Source organism: Ewingella americana, from assembly GCF_006438725.1.
GTDB classification, from domain to species: domain Bacteria; phylum Pseudomonadota; class Gammaproteobacteria; order Enterobacterales; family Enterobacteriaceae; genus Ewingella; species Ewingella americana_A.
In genome coordinates, this window is sequence record NZ_RCZD01000009.1 from 208,217 (window position 1) to 225,728 (window position 17,512).

Genomic DNA, 17,512 nt, shown 5'->3' on the forward strand with positions numbered 1-17,512 from the left:
TGACATTGAATGATAATGATTTGCATTTATAATGACTCTCATTGGTTAAACACCTGCTAATTTCCGCGCAAAGGAATTTACACAAAACTAACGTCTGCTAATTTTATTTAATAAAGCATTTAAAAATTCATATTGCATCCAGGCAGGGAGCTCCCCTGCCTGATGATAAATCAGCCTCACTTAACTCTCTCGACAATGGCCGGCGGCCTCCCCATGCCACGTAAAGCCAAAAAGGGACAAGACAGGAATCAGCATGAGCCAAATAAATTATTCTGCAACGGTGCCTTCATCGTCGTTAATACATCACAATCAGGATTTTATTTTCAATCAAAATAGTACTGAAGAGTGGCAGGCACAGATTGAAAATGGCCTTGAAATAATCAAAGGCCATATTAACAGCAAGGAGAAACCTTTTTCTGGTGTTACACCTTCAGAATTAGCCGAACAATTTCGCCATATCGATCTCACTCAACCTTTACCCGGTACGAGGCTGGCACTTGAGGAGCTGGACGATTTATATCTGCAACACGCGGTCTATTTCCATCACCCAAAATACCTTGCGCATCTTAATTGCCCCACCGTGCTTCCTGCCCAACTGGCAGAGCTGTTTATCAGCGCGATTAACTCTTCCGTTGATACCTGGGACCAAAGTGCAGGCGGCACGCTGATCGAACAGAAGGTGATCGACTGGACGCTGGCACGTATTCAGTTCGGGTCGCAATCTGACGGCATTTTCACCAGCGGCGGCACGCAGTCAAACCTGATGGCCATGCTGCTGGCACGTGACGCTTACTGCAAACGTACCTTGCCTGAGCACAGCATCAAATATCAGGGCCTGCCACAGGAAGCCAACCGCTGGCGTATTTTCAGCTCGCAGGTTAGCCATTTCAGCATTCAAAAATCAGCTGCCCTGCTCGGCCTCGGCTATGACGCCGTGGTGCCCGTCGCTTGTGACAGCGCATTTCGTATGGACATCAACGCACTGAAACAAGAGATCGCCCGCTGCCACGCCGAAGGGCTGATCCCCATTGCTATCGTCGCCACCGCAGGTACCACAGATTTCGGCAGCATCGATCCTCTGAACGGCATCGCAGAGATATGCCGCCATGAACATATCTGGATGCATGTAGACGCCGCCTACGGCTGTGGCCTGCTGGTATCCCCTCTGCACCGCCAGCGCATCGACGGTATTCAACTGGCCGATTCTGTGACAGTCGATTACCACAAATCCTTCTTCCAGTCCGTCAGTTGCAGCGCCTTCCTGCTCAATGATCAGAAACATTTTGAGCACGTCACCTGCTACGCCGATTACCTCAACCCGTTAAGCGCAAAACTGGAAGGCACGCCGAATCTGGTGAATAAAAGCATTCAAACCACCCGCCGTTTTGACGCGCTGAAAATGTGGCTGACGCTGCGCATCATGGGGCAGCAGGCTCTGGGTGAATCCTTCGATACCCTGCTGGCACTGACGACCAACGCCCATCAGCAACTGATTAACCATCCCAATATTGAGGCCCTGCACCAGCCTGAACTGAGCACACTGGTGTTCCGCTTCCTCCCCCGTCAGTCACTGTCCGATGAGCAGATTGACGCCGTGAATGCCGACATTCGTAAAGCCATCTTCCGCGCCGGTAGCGCAGTGATCGCGGGGACCAAAGTGAATAAACGCCAGTATCTGAAATTCACCCTGCTCAACCCGATGACCACGCAGGAAGACATCGCTGACGTCATCAGCCTGATTGTGCATTACGGCAAAGAATTAACCCGTGCTGCACTGAACGCAGAACAAGGTCAATAACAGGAATTCACCATGCCAAATCTTAACAGCAGTCACAAAACCTATGATTTTATCGCCATCGGCATTGGTCCGTTTAACCTCGGGCTGGCCTGCCTGACCGAGCCGGTGAAAGGGCTGGACGGTCTGTTCCTCGACCAAAATGAGGGCTTCGACTGGCACACCGGCATGATGCTGGAAAGTGCCATGTTGCAAACGCCTTTTATGGCCGATCTGGTGACGCTGGCGGACCCCACCAGCCATTTCAGTTTTCTCAATTACCTCAAGCAGAAAGGGAAAATCTACTCGTTCTACATCCGTGAGAACTTCTTCATGATGCGTAAAGAGTTTAACCAGTATTGCCAGTGGGCCTGCCAGCAACTAACCAACCTGCAATTCTCTACCCGGGTGGAGCTGGTGACCTGGAGCGACGAGGCGCAGTGCTATCTGGTACAGGCGCGGTCAACCAAAGACGGCGAAATGTTGCACTATCGCGCCAGAAAACTGGTGCTCGGTACGGGCCCTTCGCCATGGTTACCCGCCTGCGCCCGCGACGTCGGCCGCCATATTCATCACTCAAGTACCTATCTGCCCAACAAAGAGCAGGTACAGCAATCCAAATCCGTCACCGTGGTGGGCAGCGGCCAGAGCGCAGCTGAAATCTTCTATGACCTGCTTTCAGATATTGAAAAGCATGACTACCAGTTGACCTGGGTCACCCGCGCACCGCGCTTTTACCCGCTGGAGTACAGCAAACTGACGCTGGAAATGACCTCGCCGGAGTACATCGACTATTTCCATGAGCTGCCGATGAGCAAACGCGACCAGCTAAACCGCGAGCAGAAAGGCCTCTACAAAGGCATCAACATCAGTTTAATCAATGATATCTATGATCTGATGTACACCAAACGTCTCGACGGCCCACTGAACGTCAACCTGTATACCCATTCCGAACTGACCGGAATGGGTCGCAGCCACAGCGGTGAACTGGAGATGACCTTCCTGCAGCAGGAACAACAGCAGCAATATAGCCACACCACCGGCTCGGTGATCCTGGCCACCGGCTACGGCTATCAACCGCCGCAGTGTATCGAAGGGATCCACTCGCGAATTCAATGGGACGACGCCGGTCGCTACGCGGTTAACCGCAACTACAGCATCGATGCCGATAACCAAATCTTCGTGCAGAACGCCGAACTCCATACTCATGGCTTCGTCACGCCCGATCTTGGTATGGCTTGTTATCGCAACAGCAGCATTATCCGCGCCATGCTGGGTGAAGACGTCTACCCGATTGAACAGGCTATTGCCTTCCAGACCTTCTGCGCCCGCGGACTTTAAGGAGCCAACAATGTTTGAAACGCAAACCAAAGCGCTGTTTTCGCGCTCATGTGAGGTGGGTGAATTAACGCTGCGTAAGTTGGTTTTCCCACACGACGCCGACCTGCTGCACGGCTGGATGAGCCAGCCTTACGCTCATTTCTGGGGCATGCAGGAGAGCCACCGTGACGAAGTTGAAACCTTCTACCGCGACCTGACTATCAATAATCCGCGCGCCGCCCTGATCGGCGAGCACGACGGCAAACCGGCATTTTTGATCGAGTGCTATCCGGTGCAGGACGATCCGCTGCATGCGCATTACGACGTACAGCCTGGTGATATCGGTATGCACATTTTGCTATCACCGCCTGACCAACCTCTTGCGGGTTTCAGCTGGCAGGTCTTTTCCACCGTGATGGAATACCTGTTCAGCCTGCCGGACGTACTGCGCGTGGTGGTAGAGCCTGACGTGCGCAATGACAAAATCCACCGGTTGAACAAACGCGCTGGTTTCCGCTATCAGCGCCAAATCAGGCTGCCGCATAAAACTGCCTGGCTGGCATTCTGCCAGCGCGAAGACTATTTATTGGCCCGCCAGAAGGAAAAAAACCTCATGAATACGCAATCTGCCATGCAAACCGGTCAGCATCTACAACCGCAGCACTGGGCCAAAGCCAACGCGCTGTTGCTGCGTAAATGTTTGTCCGAACTGGCTCATGAACGCCTCATCGAGCCGACGCTGATAAGCCAGTCAGGAGAATGGAGCAACTATCAGCTCGCCGCACCGGGCAGCGAAACCGAGTACCGTTTCCGCGCACGCCAGTTACCGCTCAACGACTGGCTGATTGCCGTCGATAGTATTCAACGCCTCGATAACCTGTCGCCACAGCCGCTGGATGCCTTGCAGTTCATCATTGAGTTCGCCGAACAGATCGGTATTTCGCAGGCCATGTTACCGACCTACATGGAAGAGATTTCCAGCACGTTGTATGGCAGCGCGTGGAAGCTGGAGAACAACCGCACCACCGCCAGAGAGCTAAGCCAGGCGGATTTTCAGACTGTTGAAAGCAGCATGACCGAAGGCCACCCGAGCTTTATCGCCAACAACGGCAGGATTGGTTTTGACGCCGCTGACTACGTGCGATACACACCGGAAGCCGCCAGCCCGATGAAACTGGTGTGGGTGGCGGTGCATCATGACAAAGCGCATTTCGCCAGCGTAGAGAATTTGCCGTATGAGAAGCTGATTGCCGAAGAGTTAGGCGAAGCACAGATCCGCATCTTTACCGAAACGCTGACCGGTCGTGGCCTGGATCCGAGAAACTATTACTTCATGCCGGTACATCCCTGGCAGTGGCAGAACAAACTGCTCACCGTCTTTGCACCGGATATTGCGCGCAATTTCCTGATTTATTTGGGTCAAGGTGAGGATCACTATCTGGCGCAGCAGTCGATCCGCACCTTCTTTAACGCCAGCCAGCCGACGCATCGTTATGTGAAAACCGCCCTGTCGATCCTCAATATGGGCTTTATGCGCGGGCTGTCGCCGTATTACATGGCGACCACGCCAGGCATTAACGCATGGCTGGCCAAACTGGTGGAAAACGACGCCTACCTGCAGGCCAACGGTTTCAGCATCCTGCAGGAAGTGGCGTCGCTGGGTTATCACAACCACTACTTTGAGCAGGCGATCAAAGGTGACAGTGCTTACAAAAAGATGTTTGCCGCACTGTGGCGTGAAAACCCAGTGGCATGGTTACAGCCCAATCAGCGTCTGATGACCATGGCCGCCCTGTTACATACCGACTTCAACGGCGACGCACTGATTGTTGAGATGATCCGCTCATCCGGTCTTGAAGCCGCCGGCTGGCTTAAACGCTATACCACCGCTTACCTCAGCCCGCTGCTGCACTGCTTCTATCACTATGACCTGGTGTTTATGCCACATGGCGAAAACCTGATCCTGTTGTTCGAAAACAACGTGCCGGTCAAAGCCTACATGAAAGATATCGCCGAGGAGATTGCGGTGATGAACCCGGATGCTGATTTACCGGAAATGGCCAAACGTCTGGCCGTGGATGTGCCGGAAGCGCTGAAAATCCTGTCGATTTTCACCGACGTTTTCGCCGGGGTGTTCCGCTTTATTTCGCGCATTCTGGAAGAACAGAACGTCATGCCCGCTGAGGATTTCTGGCGCGTGGTGGCCGATACCGTGCATGACTACCAGCAGCAGTATCCGCAACTGGCAGAGAAATTTGCCCGCTATGATCTGTTCTGCCCGGCGTTCACCCATTCGTGCCTGAACCGGCTGCAACTGGCGAACAACCAGCAGATGATCAATCTGTCTGACCCGGCGCAAAACCTCAAATTTGCCGGTACGTTGGATAACCCGATTGCCCGCTATAAAAACTGATCGTTCATCATTTTGACGTTATTTTCAGCGCGGTTTTCCCAGGCCGCGTTTTTTAATTTTATTGGAAACACAAACGAGAGTGTCCCTATGTCATCCGTATTCCAACCGGTTGAGCAGCTAAACCGTCGTCAATGGCTGTTCCCGTTATCGCTGGTGTTGTTCGAATTCGCCACTTATATTGCCCATGACATGATCCAACCCGGCATGTTGCAGGTGATCAGTGACTTCAGCGCCAGCGCAGACTGGGTTTCCACTTCACTGACGGCCTATTTATGTGGCGGTATCATGCTGCAATGGCTGCTTGGCCCGCTGTCTGACCGTATGGGTCGCCGTCCTGTGTTGCTGACCGGCGTGGGCTTTTTTATCGTCACCTGTCTGGGAACCTTGCTAACGCAAAGTATTGAGCAATTTATCCTGATGCGCTTTTTACAAGGTATGAGTCTGTGCTTTATTGGCGCGGTGGGTTACGCCGCTATTCAGGAAGCCTTCAGCGAAAGTTTGAGTATCAAACTGATGGCACTGATGGCCAATATTACGCTGATAGCCCCGTTGCTCGGGCCGCTGGCAGGGGCCGCCTTTATTCACTATGCGCCGTGGAAAACTATGTTTGCCCTGTTTGCGCTGGTGTCGCTCATTGCCTGGTGGGGGTTGTGGCGCAGTATGCCGGAAACTGCACCGCGCGACGGTCAGCCTTTTTCACTTCGCCGCGTGCTGGCGGATTACCAGCAGGTACTGACCAATAAACGCGTGGTATTGGGTTCACTGGCGATTGGTTTTGTGACATTACCGCTGCTGGCATGGGTGGCACAGTCGCCGGTGATTTTGATTCAGGATGCGGGAATGTCACCTCTCCAGTACGGCTGGTTGCAGGTGCCTATTTTTGCCGGGCTGATCGCCGGTAATCTGCTACTGAGCAAACTGAGTGGCAAGGTGAACATCAGCACCCCCATCAGGCTTGGTGTTATTCCCGTGGTGGCGGGGCTGGGTATCACGGCCATTAGCGCAACCTTTTTCGAACATGCCTGGAGTGGCATCATTGCCGGACTCAGCCTGTATGCGCTGGGTTCGGGTCTGGTCAACGCCGGACTTTATCGCCTGACGCTGTTTGCCAGCCCGGTGGGCAAAGGCACTGTGGCAGCAGCGCTGGGGCTGATGACTATTCTGGTGTTTGCGCTCGGTATCGAAGTGGCGAAGCAGGTCTATTTTGCTGCGGGGAATGACGCGTTCAATCAGTTTGGATGGGTGAGTGGCATTATCGCTGCGCTGTTGATCATGGTGTTCCTGCGTTCAAGGGTGGCAGCAACACCATAGAAAGCCTGTTTCTACTCATCACTAAAAACACAAAAGGCTGAGTTTATCTCAGCCTTTTGTGTTAAATCTGCCGGTTACTTAGGGTAAAGCTCATCACGAGAATATGGCTCAATCTCGCCCGGCTTACGCGTCTTCAGTAATTTGAGAATCCAGGTGTACTGCTCCGGGTTTGGCCCAACCAACAGCTCAACTTCTTCATTCATGCGACGCGCAATCTGATGGTCATCGGCGGTCGCCAGATCATCCATTGGCGGACGGATATAAATATCCAGACGACTTTCACGCCCATTATAAACCGGGAACAACGGCACAATAGATGCGCGACAGACTTTCATCAAACGCCCGAGGGCCGGCAACGTCGCCTTGTATGTGGCGAAGAAATCCACAAATTCGCTGTGTTCTGCGCCGTGATCCTGGTCAGGCAGATAATAGCCCAAGTACCCCTGACGGACAGAGCTGATAAACGGTTTAATACCGTTATTACGCGCATGTAAACGCCCACCGTAACGGCGACGCACGCTATTCCACAGATAGTCGGTCAGCGGGTTTTTTTGATTATGGAACATTGCCGCGATCGGCTGATCGCTGGCCGCCAGTAACATGGCAGGAATATCCACCGCCCAGGCATGTGGCACCAGGAAAATGACATTTTTACCCTCGGCCTGCATCTGGTCGACAATCTCTTTGCCATGCCAGTGTACGCGATCGAGCACTTTTTCAGGTTTTCGGCAGGCCAGCTCAGCCATCATCACCATTGATTGCGCGGCGGTGGCGAACATCTGGTCAATAATATGCTCACGTTCGGCTTCGGCCACTTCCGGCATGCAGTACAGCAGATTGATCCGCGCGCGACGACGTGCACCTTTCGCCAGCTTCCCGGCCAGACGGCCAAGCGTGGCTAAAATAGGGTCACGGATTTTTGCGGGAACATACGCCATTCCCGCCATAGCGCCCACACCCAGCCATACCCCCCAATAACGTGGGTGATAAAAAGCTTTCTGGAATTGTGGAATAAATTCGACGGTCGATTTTTTTTCTGGCTGCATAAACGGCTCTGGCTACAGTGTTCTAAAGACAACAATCGTTCAATGATAAGTGCAGCGCATCAATTTGCAAACAAACTCACGATGTTGTTTTAATGAGGAAACGCCAATAACGGGCAAAACAGCACGCATAATCCGTGCGTTTGCCCATCGACGGAAGTCAGAAACGACAGAGTCTACAACTCAGTTCAGTTTCAATTGAGGAATAACCTGTTTCACGTTTGCCAGATATTCACTGCGATCCTTACCGGTCAACCCTTCAGAACGTGGCAATTTAGCCGTCAGCGGATTGACCGCTAACTGGTTAATCCACATTTCAAAGTGCAGGTGAGGCCCGGTCGAACGGCCTGTGTTACCGGACAATGCAATGCGATCGCCGCGTTTGATCTTCTGACCCGGTTTGACCAAAATTTTACGCAGATGCATATAGCGGGTCATGTACTGGCGGCCGTGGAGAATCGCCACGTAATTACCCGCCGCTCCCCCGTTTTTCGCCACCATAACCTCACCATCGCCGACTGCCAACACCGGTGTTCCGACAGGCACCGCGAAGTCAACGCCCCGGTGCGGCGCAACGCGGCCAGTGACCGGGTTCAGACGACGCGGGTTAAAGTTAGAGGAGATACGGAACTGCTTGATGGTCGGGAAACGCAGGAAGCCACGCGCCAGCCCGCTGCCGTTGCGGTCATAAAATTTGCCGTCTTCGGCGCGGATAGCATAATAATCTTTGCCGCTGCTGCGCATACGCACCCCCTGCAACTGGCTTTGCTCGCTTTTGCCATCCAGGACTTCACGCGACATCAACACGGCGAACTCATCACCTTTGCGCAATTTTTTAAAATCTAACTGCCACTGCAAGGCTTTGATGACCGAGCTGATTTCTCCGCTGGAAAGCCCGGCGGCTTTTGCGCTGGTGACAAAACTGCCATCCAGACGCCCTTTCAGCACGTTGTCTTTCCACTCACCCGTCATGGTTTGCAGACTGGATTTAAAGCCGGTGCCGGAGCGGTCATAGGTGTAGGTTTCGCGACGGGATTTCTCCCAGGTCACGCGCTGCAACTCGCCATCGTCATTAATGGTCCATGACAGTTGCTGACCGATTTTCAGGTTACGCAGATCGCTGTCGGCGGAGGCCAGCGCAGCGATATCGGACATATCGATACCGTACTGGTTCAGAATACTGCTCAGCGTGTCGCCGGTGGAGACAACGTATTCGTGAACGCCGGTCTCTGACTCGACTTTTTCGTCGAGATCATCTTGCGGAATATCTTCAGCAGGTGGTGACTGGTCGATAGGTTCACTGGCTTCGGGAAGCAGTGAACGCACTTGTTCGCTGTCGAGCTCAATGTGTTTAACTATGGGGTTTTGTTCTGGGTGGTAAACGAACGGTTTCCAGACGGCCACGGCAAGCGTGACGACGGTAAGCGACCCCAGCATGACGCGGTGGGGCCGTGGAAGGTTGTTATACGCCAGAGCGATAGAACGGGCTATCAGCTGCACTTAGATCTGTCCTTTTAATCTTACTTCAGGCAGCTCACGTACTGGTCAGTCAGATGTGACAGGAAGTTCACATAACTGTCCTTACCCAATGCGATCCCGCTCCCCAGCGGATCCAATGTGCCCATACGCACTGTTGTTCCCTGGGCAACGGCATTAATTACGGCCGGCCTGAATTGTGGTTCAGCAAAAACACAGACTGCTTTCTGCTCAACCAACTGAGTTCGAATGAGATGTAATCGCTGCGCACCGGGTTGAATCTCGGGATTGACCGTAAAGTGGCCAAGTGGCGAAAGGCCGAAATGTTTTTCAAAATAACCATAAGCATCATGAAAAACGAAATATCCCTTACCCTGCACAGGCTGCAGCATCTTACCAAGGTTTTTGTCAACTTTTGTCAAGCTTTCTTCAAACTGTTTTAAGTTGGCGTCTAATTTGTCTTTCTTTTGTGGCATTAGTTCCAATAACTTTGCATGAATTGCGATCGCCGTCTGTTTGGCAATCTCTGGCGACATCCACACGTGCATATTGTATTCACCGTGATGGTGCTCATCGTGCGCCCCATCGTGGCCCTGATCATGCGCATCCTCGTCATGATCGCCTTTCTGTAAAAGTGGTGTAACTGTGCTGAGTGTGGCGATGGTTACCTGACGATTTGGCGGCAACTGTGCGACAGACTTGGTCATAAACGCTTCCATCTCCGGCCCGACCCACACCACTAAATCTGCGCGGCGCATCTTTTGTAAATCTGATGGGCGTAGGGCAAAATCGTGCGGCGAGGCACCATCTGGCAGCAGGATCTCGGTAGGTGTTACGCCATCAGCAATGGCTGAAGCAATAAACCCCAGCGGACGGACGGACGCTACGATTGCGGAATGGGCCGACGTTGCTGCAAAGCTAGACACTAACGCAGCGGCTAATAGCATCCGTTTAACGGTATTTATGTTCTGTATCATCTGGCGTTAACTCATCATCATTAAGGTGAAAACTGGTTATTTATGCGAAAACGCAATATTATAACATTCGATTTGTTCTGCAAGACATCACTGACATGCCTACTTTAGCCACACTAGACAATATTTCGGTCACTTTCGGCTCCCGGCGCGTGCTGTCGGATATTTCACTGACGCTGCAACCGGGCAAAATTCTTACCCTGCTCGGCCCTAACGGTGCAGGGAAATCTACCCTGGTGCGCGTGGTGCTCGGCCTGGTCGCGCCAACCAGCGGCACCCTGACCCGTCAATCCGATTTGCGCATTGGGTACGTGCCACAGAAACTCCATCTTGATGCCACTATGCCGCTGACCGTCAGCCGCTTTATGCGCCTGAAACCAGGCGTTAAACGCCAGGATATCTTACCGGCGCTGAAACGCGTGCAGGCCGCACATCTGCTTGACCAGCCGATGCAAAAACTTTCCGGTGGTGAAAACCAGCGCGTTCTACTGGCCCGCGCATTAATGAACAGCCCGCAACTTCTGGTTCTCGACGAACCCACTCAGGGCGTTGATGTTAACGGCCAGTTGGCGCTGTATAACCTGATTGACAGCCTGCGCTGCGAACTGGACTGCGCGGTGCTGATGGTCTCCCACGACCTGCATCTGGTGATGGCGAAAACCGACGAGGTTTTATGCCTGAATGAACATATTTGCTGCTCTGGCTCGCCGGAAGTGGTGTCGATGCACCCTGAATTTATTGCCATGTTTGGTAACCGGGGTGCGGAGCAACTGGCTATTTATCGCCATCATCACAATCATCGTCACGATTTACAGGGAAAAGTTATTTTGCGTAATACCGGAGGCCGTGACGCATGATTGAATTATTATTGCCCGGCTGGTTGGCCGGTATTCTGCTGGCAACGGCGGCGGGCCCGCTCGGCTCATTTGTGGTCTGGCGCCGTATGTCTTATTTTGGTGACACCCTCGCCCACGCCTCGCTACTCGGCGTAGCCTTTGGTTTGCTGTTGAACGTGAATCCGTTTTACGCGGTGATCGTCGTGACCTTATTACTGGCGCTGCTGCTGGTGATTCTGGAGCGTAAACCCCATCTCCCCGTCGACACCCTGCTCGGTATTATGGCTCACAGCGCACTGTCGCTGGGTTTAGTGGTGGTCAGCCTGATGTCCAATGTGCGCGTTGACCTGATGGCCTATCTATTTGGTGATTTACTCTCCGTTACCCTCAGCGACATCTGGATGATTGGCGTTGGCGTAGTGATTGTGATTTCTGTGCTGTGCTGGCAATGGCGTTCACTGTTATCAATGACCATCAGCCCTGAACTGGCACACGTCGACGGTGTAAATCTTCAGCGTTCGCGCATTATTCTGATGCTGGTTACCGCGCTGACCATCGGCTTAGCCATGAAGTTTGTCGGGGCACTGATCATCACTTCGCTGTTAATCATTCCTGCGGCCACCGCACGCCGCTTCGCTAAAACGCCGGAACAGATGGCGCTGGCCGCTGTTGCCGTCGGCATTTTGGCCGTCACCGGCGGGCTGACCTTCTCTGCGTTTTACGACACACCAGCGGGTCCGTCGGTCGTGCTCAGTGCGGCCATCATGTTTATGCTGAGCCTGACGAAAAAACAGGTGGCGTAACTCCGTCTCTTTATGAAAATCGCTGCCTGCTGCTAAGCATCATTAAAAAACGGACGCCCAATGTGGCGTCCGCTTTTTTAATGATGTGCCAGCACTTGAGGCCTATTCGGGCCGCGTCATACCAAAGTGTTTATAAGCATGATTGGTCGCCATACGACCGCGCGGCGTGCGCTGGATAAAACCTTGCTGGATCAGGAAAGGTTCAATCACATCTTCGATGGTTTCACGCTCTTCGCCAATGGCGGCAGCGAGGTTATCAAGGCCCACCGGACCGCCGGTAAATTTGTCGATAATCGCCAGCAGCAGTTTACGGTCCATATAATCGAAACCTTCGGCATCCACGTCCAACATATCCAGAGCGCCGTTGGCCGTATCACCGTTGATCGTGCCATCGCCTTTGACTTCGGCGAAGTCACGCACACGGCGCAGCAGTCGGTTAGCAATACGTGGCGTACCGCGTGAACGGCGGGCAATCTGATGCGCCCCTTCTTCGGAAAGTTGCAAACCCAGACAATTGGCGCTGCGCCCGACGATGTGCTGTAAATCAGCAACCTGATAGAACTCCAGACGCTGAACAATACCGAAGCGGTCACGCAACGGTGATGTCAGGGAACCGGCACGGGTGGTTGCCCCCACCAGCGTAAACGGTGGCAGATCAAGCTTGATAGAGCGCGCCGCGGGTCCTTCGCCAATCATGATATCCAGCTGATAATCTTCCATCGCCGGATATAAAATCTCTTCGACAACTGGTGACAAACGGTGAATCTCATCAATGAACAGCACGTCATGCGGTTCAAGGTTGGTGAGCATCGCCGCCAGATCGCCGGCTTTTTCCAGCACAGGTCCAGAGGTGGTGCGTAAATTCACGCCCATTTCGTTGGCAACAATGTTCGCCAGCGTGGTTTTACCCAGACCCGGGGGGCCAAAGATCAACAGGTGATCAAGCGCATCGCCGCGTTGTTTGGCCGCCTGAATGAATATTTCCATTTGCGAGCGGACATGGGGCTGACCGACATATTCAGAAAGCATCTTGGGGCGTATCGCCCGGTCGATGACTTCTTCTTCGGTGATCACATCAGGTGAAATCAGACGGTCGGCTTCTATCATCTCTTACCTCACAGAGCCGCGCGCAACGCGTCTCTAATCAACGTTTCGCAATCCACGCCCGGTTTAGCCACTTTGCTGATCATTCTGCTGGCTTCAGGTGGTTTGTACCCGAGGGAAATCAGGGCTGAGACGGCCTCGCCTTCTGCATCAGACTCTTTTGCTTGCGACGTCGATGCAGGTAGCGAGATATCAGTATTATTGTTAAATAGATCACCGTTTAATCCTTTAAAACGATCTTTCATTTCGACCACCAACCGCTCCGCGGTTTTCTTACCCACACCAGGTAATTTGATCAGTGTTGTTATTTCTTCTTTCTCGACAGCGCTGACAAACTGCTGCGCAGACATACCGGACAGAATCGCCAGAGCCAATTTTGGCCCCACACCATTCACTTTAATCAGTTCACGGAACAACGCACGTTCCTGCTTATCGTTAAAACCATATAACAGCTGCGCGTCCTCACGAACGATAAACTGCGTGAAGATGATGGCCTCTTTACCCAGATCCGGTAATTCATAAAAACAGGTCATCGGCATGTGCACTTCATAGCCCACACCGTTAGTTTCCAACAGCACCAATGGGGGCTGTTTTTCAAGAATAACACCTCTGAGTCGACCTATCACCGTCACCTTCCTCTATTGATTTGATAGCCAAAAACCTGACTTTACAGCGAGGTTTATATCATAAAAAAAGCTGGATGGATATCCAGCTTAATCGCTTTCAGACAGCTATCGCATTCTGCCGCGCGTCATTTGTAATTTATCGCTGCTCAGGCGAATCGCGTTCTGGCTCATATGGCAATGCGTGATGGCAATCGCTAACGCATCCGCGGCATCCGATTGCGGATTGGCAGGTAATTTCAACAATGAACGGACCATATGCTGCACCTGCGACTTCTCTGCCGCACCGGTACCGACTACCGTTTGCTTAACCTGACGGGCCGCATATTCAAACACCGGTAAATCCTGATTCACCGCCGCCACAATCGCGGCACCACGTGCCTGCCCAAGCTTCAGCGCGGAGTCAGGATTCTTGGCCATAAACACCGATTCAATCGCAAAAAAATCAGGCTGAAACTGGGTAATGATTTCGCTGACGCCAGCATAAATCAGCTTCAGACGCGTCGGCATGTCATCCACTACCGTACGGATACATCCGCTGCCGAGATAAGTCAGTTGTCGCCCTGTCTGGCGGATAATGCCATAGCCGGTAACGCGTGAACCGGGGTCAATCCCCAGAATTATAGCCATAGCCAATCAACGCCTTGTATTGTCGTTTTGCCTGAATGAAGGGGAGTATAAACCGCAGAGGGGGTTGTTGATAGCCAGCCGGTGAACAGGTCACCGGCTGAATAGAGCGTTATAGCGTTTCTGCAATCTCGTCGGAGATCTCACCGTTGTGGTAAACCTCCTGCACATCGTCACAATCTTCCAACATGTCGATCAGGCGCAGCAGTTTTGGTGCTGTGTCGGCATCCATATCGGCCTTAGTCGATGGGATCATGGTGACTTCTGCGGAGTCTGCTTTAAAGCCTGCCGCTTCCAGCGCGTCTTTCACATCACCCAGACTTTCCCAGGCAGTGAAGACGTCAATCGCACCATCGTCATAAGAGATGATATCTTCTGCGCCGGCTTCCAGCGAAGCTTCCATCAACGTGTCTTCATCCAGACCCGGGGCGAAGGTGATCACCCCTTTCTTGGTGAACAGATAGGAAACCGAGCCATCAGTGCCCAGATTGCCGCCGGTTTTGTTGAAGGCATGACGCACTTCCGCTACGGTACGGTTACGGTTATCACTCAGGCATTCTACCATCACGGCTGAACCACCAGGACCGTAGCCTTCATAAATGATGGTTTCCATGTTGGTATCATCATCACCACCAACGCCACGCGCAACGGCACGGTTCAGGGTATCGCGGGTCATGTTGTTAGCCAGCGCTTTATCGATTGCAGCACGCAGGCGCGGGTTAGCGCCTGGATCGCCACCACCGAGTCTCGCGGCAGTCACCAGCTCACGAATGATCTTGGTAAAAATTTTACCGCGTTTGGAATCTTGCGCCGCTTTGCGATGCTTAGTGTTGGCCCACTTACTGTGACCTGCCATACAAATATCTCCAGTTAGTCTAATCAGACTCAATAGTTACAAATTCTTCAATCGCCTGCTGGTTGCTCGGGGACACCGTCAACGCCGCCGCAGCGGGTTTATCGAGCCACTGATACGCGAGATGTTCTGTGATTTCCACATCCCGTTCTTCAGCAATTGCCAGGCAGAACCAATGTTCTTTGTTACGGGTCACGCCGGGAGCATAGCGATAACGCAAATGAGCAAACAGCTCAAACTCCACGCAGCGCTGACAGTTCAGTAACGGGAGGTTCTCACCGGCAATATCGATACCGACCTCTTCCATCACTTCACGCTGCGCGGTCTCTTCCGGGGACTCGTCTCCTTCCAGACTGCCGGTGACCGACTGCCAGAAATTCGGGTCATCCCGTCGTTGAAGCATCAGCACCCGGCCGGTGTTGCTGGCGTAGATGACGCACAGTATCGACTCAGGACGCTTAGGACTCATCAGTTATTCTCTGAATCTGTGTCCGGCTTCACTTCTTTTGCTGCGTCTTTTTTCGCAACAACCGCAATACCCAGCTCCAGCAAGGATGCCGGGTTGGCAAAACTTGGTGCTTCGGTCATCAAACAGGCGGCCGCCGTGGTTTTCGGGAAGGCAATTACGTCACGGATGTTATCGGTTCCGGTCAGCAGCATCACCAGACGGTCCAGACCAAAGGCCAGGCCTGCGTGCGGTGGTGTACCGTATTTCAGGGCATCGAGCAGGAAGCCAAACTTCTCACGCTGTTCGTGTTCGTTAATACCCAGAATGCCGAAGACAGTTTGCTGCATGTCGCTGCGGTGAATACGCACAGAACCGCCGCCCACTTCGTAACCGTTGATCACCATGTCATAGGCATTGGCGATAGCAGAAACCGGATTCGCCGCCAGTTCTTCAACCGTCATCTCTTTCGGCGCGGTGAACGGGTGGTGCATGGCTGACAGGCCACCTTCATCGGTATCTTCGAACATTGGGAAGTCAATCACCCACAGCGGAGCCCACATCTCTTCTTTGGTGATTTTCAGGTCGCGGCCCACTTTCAGACGCAGCGCGCCGATAGCGTCAGTCACAATTTTCTCACTGGCTGCGCCGAAGAAGATCATGTCGCCATCTTGAGCACCAGTACGGCCAATCAGCGCCAGCAACAACGCTTCGTTCAGGAACTTAGCAACCGGGCTTGAAATGCCTTCCAGACCTTTGGTGATGTCGTTGACTTTGATGTAAGCCAGACCTTTCGCACCGTAGATTTCGATAAATTTAGCGTATTCGTCGATCTGTTTACGGCTGAGTGTTGCGCCACCCGGAACGCGCAGTGCTGCAACGCGGCCTTTCGGATCGTTAGCCGGGTCCGCAAACACTTTGAATTCGATGTCTTTGAACAGGTCAGCTACGTCAACCAGTTCCATCGGGTTACGCAGGTCAGGTTTGTCTGAACCATAGCGACGCATGGCTTCGGCGAAAGTCATGATCGGGAAGTCGCCCAATTCCACACCTTTAATGTCCAGCCACAGTTCACGGGCCAGTTTTTCCATGATTTCACGCACTTGCTCTGCGCTCATGAAAGAGGTTTCGACGTCGATCTGGGTAAATTCAGGCTGACGGTCAGCGCGTAAATCTTCATCACGGAAGCATTTTACGATCTGATAATAACGGTCAAAACCGGACATCATCAGCAGCTGTTTGAACAGCTGAGGAGACTGTGGCAGTGCATAGAACTTGCCTTTATGCACACGGCTTGGAACCAGATAGTCACGCGCACCTTCCGGTGTGGCTTTGGTCAGCATCGGGGTTTCGATGTCGAGGAAGTCATGTCCATCCATGAAACGGCGCACGAAGCTGGTAATTTTTGCACGCGCTTTCAGGCGATTTGCCATTTCAGGGCGACGCAGATCCAGATAGCGGTATTTCAGACGCGCTTCTTCGGAGTTGACGTGGTTGGAGTCCAGCGGCAGGGATTCTGAACGGTTGATGATGTTCAGGCCGCTGGCAAACACTTCCACTTCACCGGTTGCCATGTCTTTGTTGAATTGGCTTTCAGGTCGCGCACGCACGGTGCCGGTAATTTGAATACAGAACTCATTGCGCAGTTCAGAGGCCAACTTGTAAGCCTCTCCCTGATCCGGGTCGAAGAAAACCTGAACGATGCCTTCGCGGTCACGCATATCGATGAAAATCAAACCGCCCAAATCACGACGACGATTAACCCAGCCACACAATGTCACTTCCTGGCCCACGTTGGACGCATTCAGTTTTCCACAATATACAGTACGCATAACGGTATCCTTTTGATCCCACTACCCGGCCTCATGGCACACGGGTACAGAAACGGTTATTCACTCTGGTCGCTCACT

General features: G+C 52.8%; 15 protein-coding genes. 6 read left to right on the forward strand and 9 right to left on the reverse strand.

What is annotated here, in order from left to right; genetic code table 11:
- The first annotated feature begins 253 nt into the window (after positions 1–253).
- The 4 genes from EAH77_RS17250 to EAH77_RS17265 all read left to right on the forward strand — a co-directional run bounded on the left by EAH77_RS17250 (position 254) and on the right by EAH77_RS17265 (position 6,818).
- Positions 254–1,798 (forward strand): pyridoxal phosphate-dependent decarboxylase family protein, encoded by a 1,545-nt coding sequence (locus EAH77_RS17250; RefSeq protein ID WP_140474043.1) that lies wholly within the window; start codon positions 254–256, stop codon positions 1,796–1,798.
- Between the two features lie 12 nt (positions 1,799–1,810).
- Positions 1,811–3,115, forward strand: coding sequence for a lysine N(6)-hydroxylase/L-ornithine N(5)-oxygenase family protein (locus EAH77_RS17255; RefSeq protein ID WP_140474044.1), 1,305 nt, complete (start codon positions 1,811–1,813; stop codon positions 3,113–3,115).
- 10 nt (positions 3,116–3,125) lie between these two features.
- A complete protein-coding gene (locus tag EAH77_RS17260) occupies positions 3,126–5,507 on the forward strand; it encodes a GNAT family N-acetyltransferase (protein WP_140474045.1) in 2,382 nt (793 codons plus the stop codon).
- 87 nt (positions 5,508–5,594) lie between these two features.
- A complete protein-coding gene (locus EAH77_RS17265; protein ID WP_140474046.1) occupies positions 5,595–6,818 on the forward strand; it encodes an MFS transporter in 1,224 nt (407 codons plus the stop codon).
- A 74-nt stretch (positions 6,819–6,892) separates the two neighbouring features.
- Here the strand turns inward: EAH77_RS17265 and lpxM are convergent, their stop codons facing one another.
- The 3 genes from lpxM to znuA all read right to left on the reverse strand — a co-directional run bounded on the left by lpxM (position 6,893) and on the right by znuA (position 10,314).
- Positions 6,893–7,864, reverse strand: a complete 972-nt coding sequence (lpxM, locus tag EAH77_RS17270) for a lauroyl-Kdo(2)-lipid IV(A) myristoyltransferase (protein ID WP_140474047.1) — start codon at positions 7,862–7,864, stop codon at positions 6,893–6,895.
- A gap of 180 nt (positions 7,865–8,044) precedes the next feature.
- Positions 8,045–9,361, reverse strand: coding sequence for a murein DD-endopeptidase MepM (gene mepM / locus EAH77_RS17275; protein WP_140474048.1), 1,317 nt, complete (start codon positions 9,359–9,361; stop codon positions 8,045–8,047).
- A gap of 20 nt (positions 9,362–9,381) precedes the next feature.
- Positions 9,382–10,314, reverse strand: coding sequence for a zinc ABC transporter substrate-binding protein ZnuA (znuA, locus tag EAH77_RS17280; protein ID WP_140474049.1), 933 nt, complete (start codon positions 10,312–10,314; stop codon positions 9,382–9,384).
- Between the two features lie 95 nt (positions 10,315–10,409).
- Between znuA and znuC the strand changes: the two genes are divergently transcribed.
- Together znuC and znuB are read left to right on the forward strand one after the other, a co-directional pair.
- On the forward strand, positions 10,410–11,168 hold the full coding sequence (gene znuC / locus EAH77_RS17285; protein ID WP_140474050.1) for a zinc ABC transporter ATP-binding protein ZnuC: 759 nt from the start codon (positions 10,410–10,412) through the stop codon (positions 11,166–11,168).
- On the forward strand, positions 11,165–11,950 hold the full coding sequence (gene znuB, locus EAH77_RS17290; protein ID WP_140474051.1) for a zinc ABC transporter permease subunit ZnuB: 786 nt from the start codon (positions 11,165–11,167) through the stop codon (positions 11,948–11,950). Before znuC ends, znuB begins: the two co-directional genes overlap by 4 nt.
- A 102-nt stretch (positions 11,951–12,052) precedes the next feature.
- On the opposite strand, the gene ruvB is transcribed toward znuB, so the two are convergent.
- The 6 genes from ruvB to aspS all read right to left on the reverse strand — a co-directional run bounded on the left by ruvB (position 12,053) and on the right by aspS (position 17,434).
- Positions 12,053–13,057 carry a Holliday junction branch migration DNA helicase RuvB gene (ruvB, locus tag EAH77_RS17295; RefSeq protein ID WP_140474052.1) on the reverse strand — a complete coding sequence of 335 codons (1,005 nt, stop codon included), beginning with the start codon at positions 13,055–13,057 and terminating at the stop codon, positions 12,053–12,055.
- A gap of 8 nt (positions 13,058–13,065) precedes the next feature.
- Positions 13,066–13,680 (reverse strand): Holliday junction branch migration protein RuvA, encoded by a 615-nt coding sequence (gene ruvA / locus EAH77_RS17300; protein WP_140474053.1) that lies wholly within the window; start codon positions 13,678–13,680, stop codon positions 13,066–13,068.
- 105 nt (positions 13,681–13,785) lie between these two features.
- Positions 13,786–14,307, reverse strand: a complete 522-nt coding sequence (gene ruvC, locus EAH77_RS17305; protein WP_140474054.1) for a crossover junction endodeoxyribonuclease RuvC — start codon at positions 14,305–14,307, stop codon at positions 13,786–13,788.
- A gap of 109 nt (positions 14,308–14,416) precedes the next feature.
- Positions 14,417–15,160, reverse strand: coding sequence for a YebC/PmpR family DNA-binding transcriptional regulator (locus EAH77_RS17310; RefSeq protein ID WP_140474055.1), 744 nt, complete (start codon positions 15,158–15,160; stop codon positions 14,417–14,419).
- A 19-nt stretch (positions 15,161–15,179) separates the two neighbouring features.
- Positions 15,180–15,626 (reverse strand): dihydroneopterin triphosphate diphosphatase, encoded by a 447-nt coding sequence (nudB, locus tag EAH77_RS17315; protein ID WP_140474056.1) that lies wholly within the window; start codon positions 15,624–15,626, stop codon positions 15,180–15,182.
- Entirely contained in the window at positions 15,626–17,434 is a 1,809-nt protein-coding gene (gene aspS, locus EAH77_RS17320) for an aspartate--tRNA ligase (protein ID WP_140474057.1), read from the reverse strand. Before aspS ends, nudB begins: the two co-directional genes overlap by 1 nt.
- Positions 17,435–17,512 lie beyond the last annotated feature (78 nt).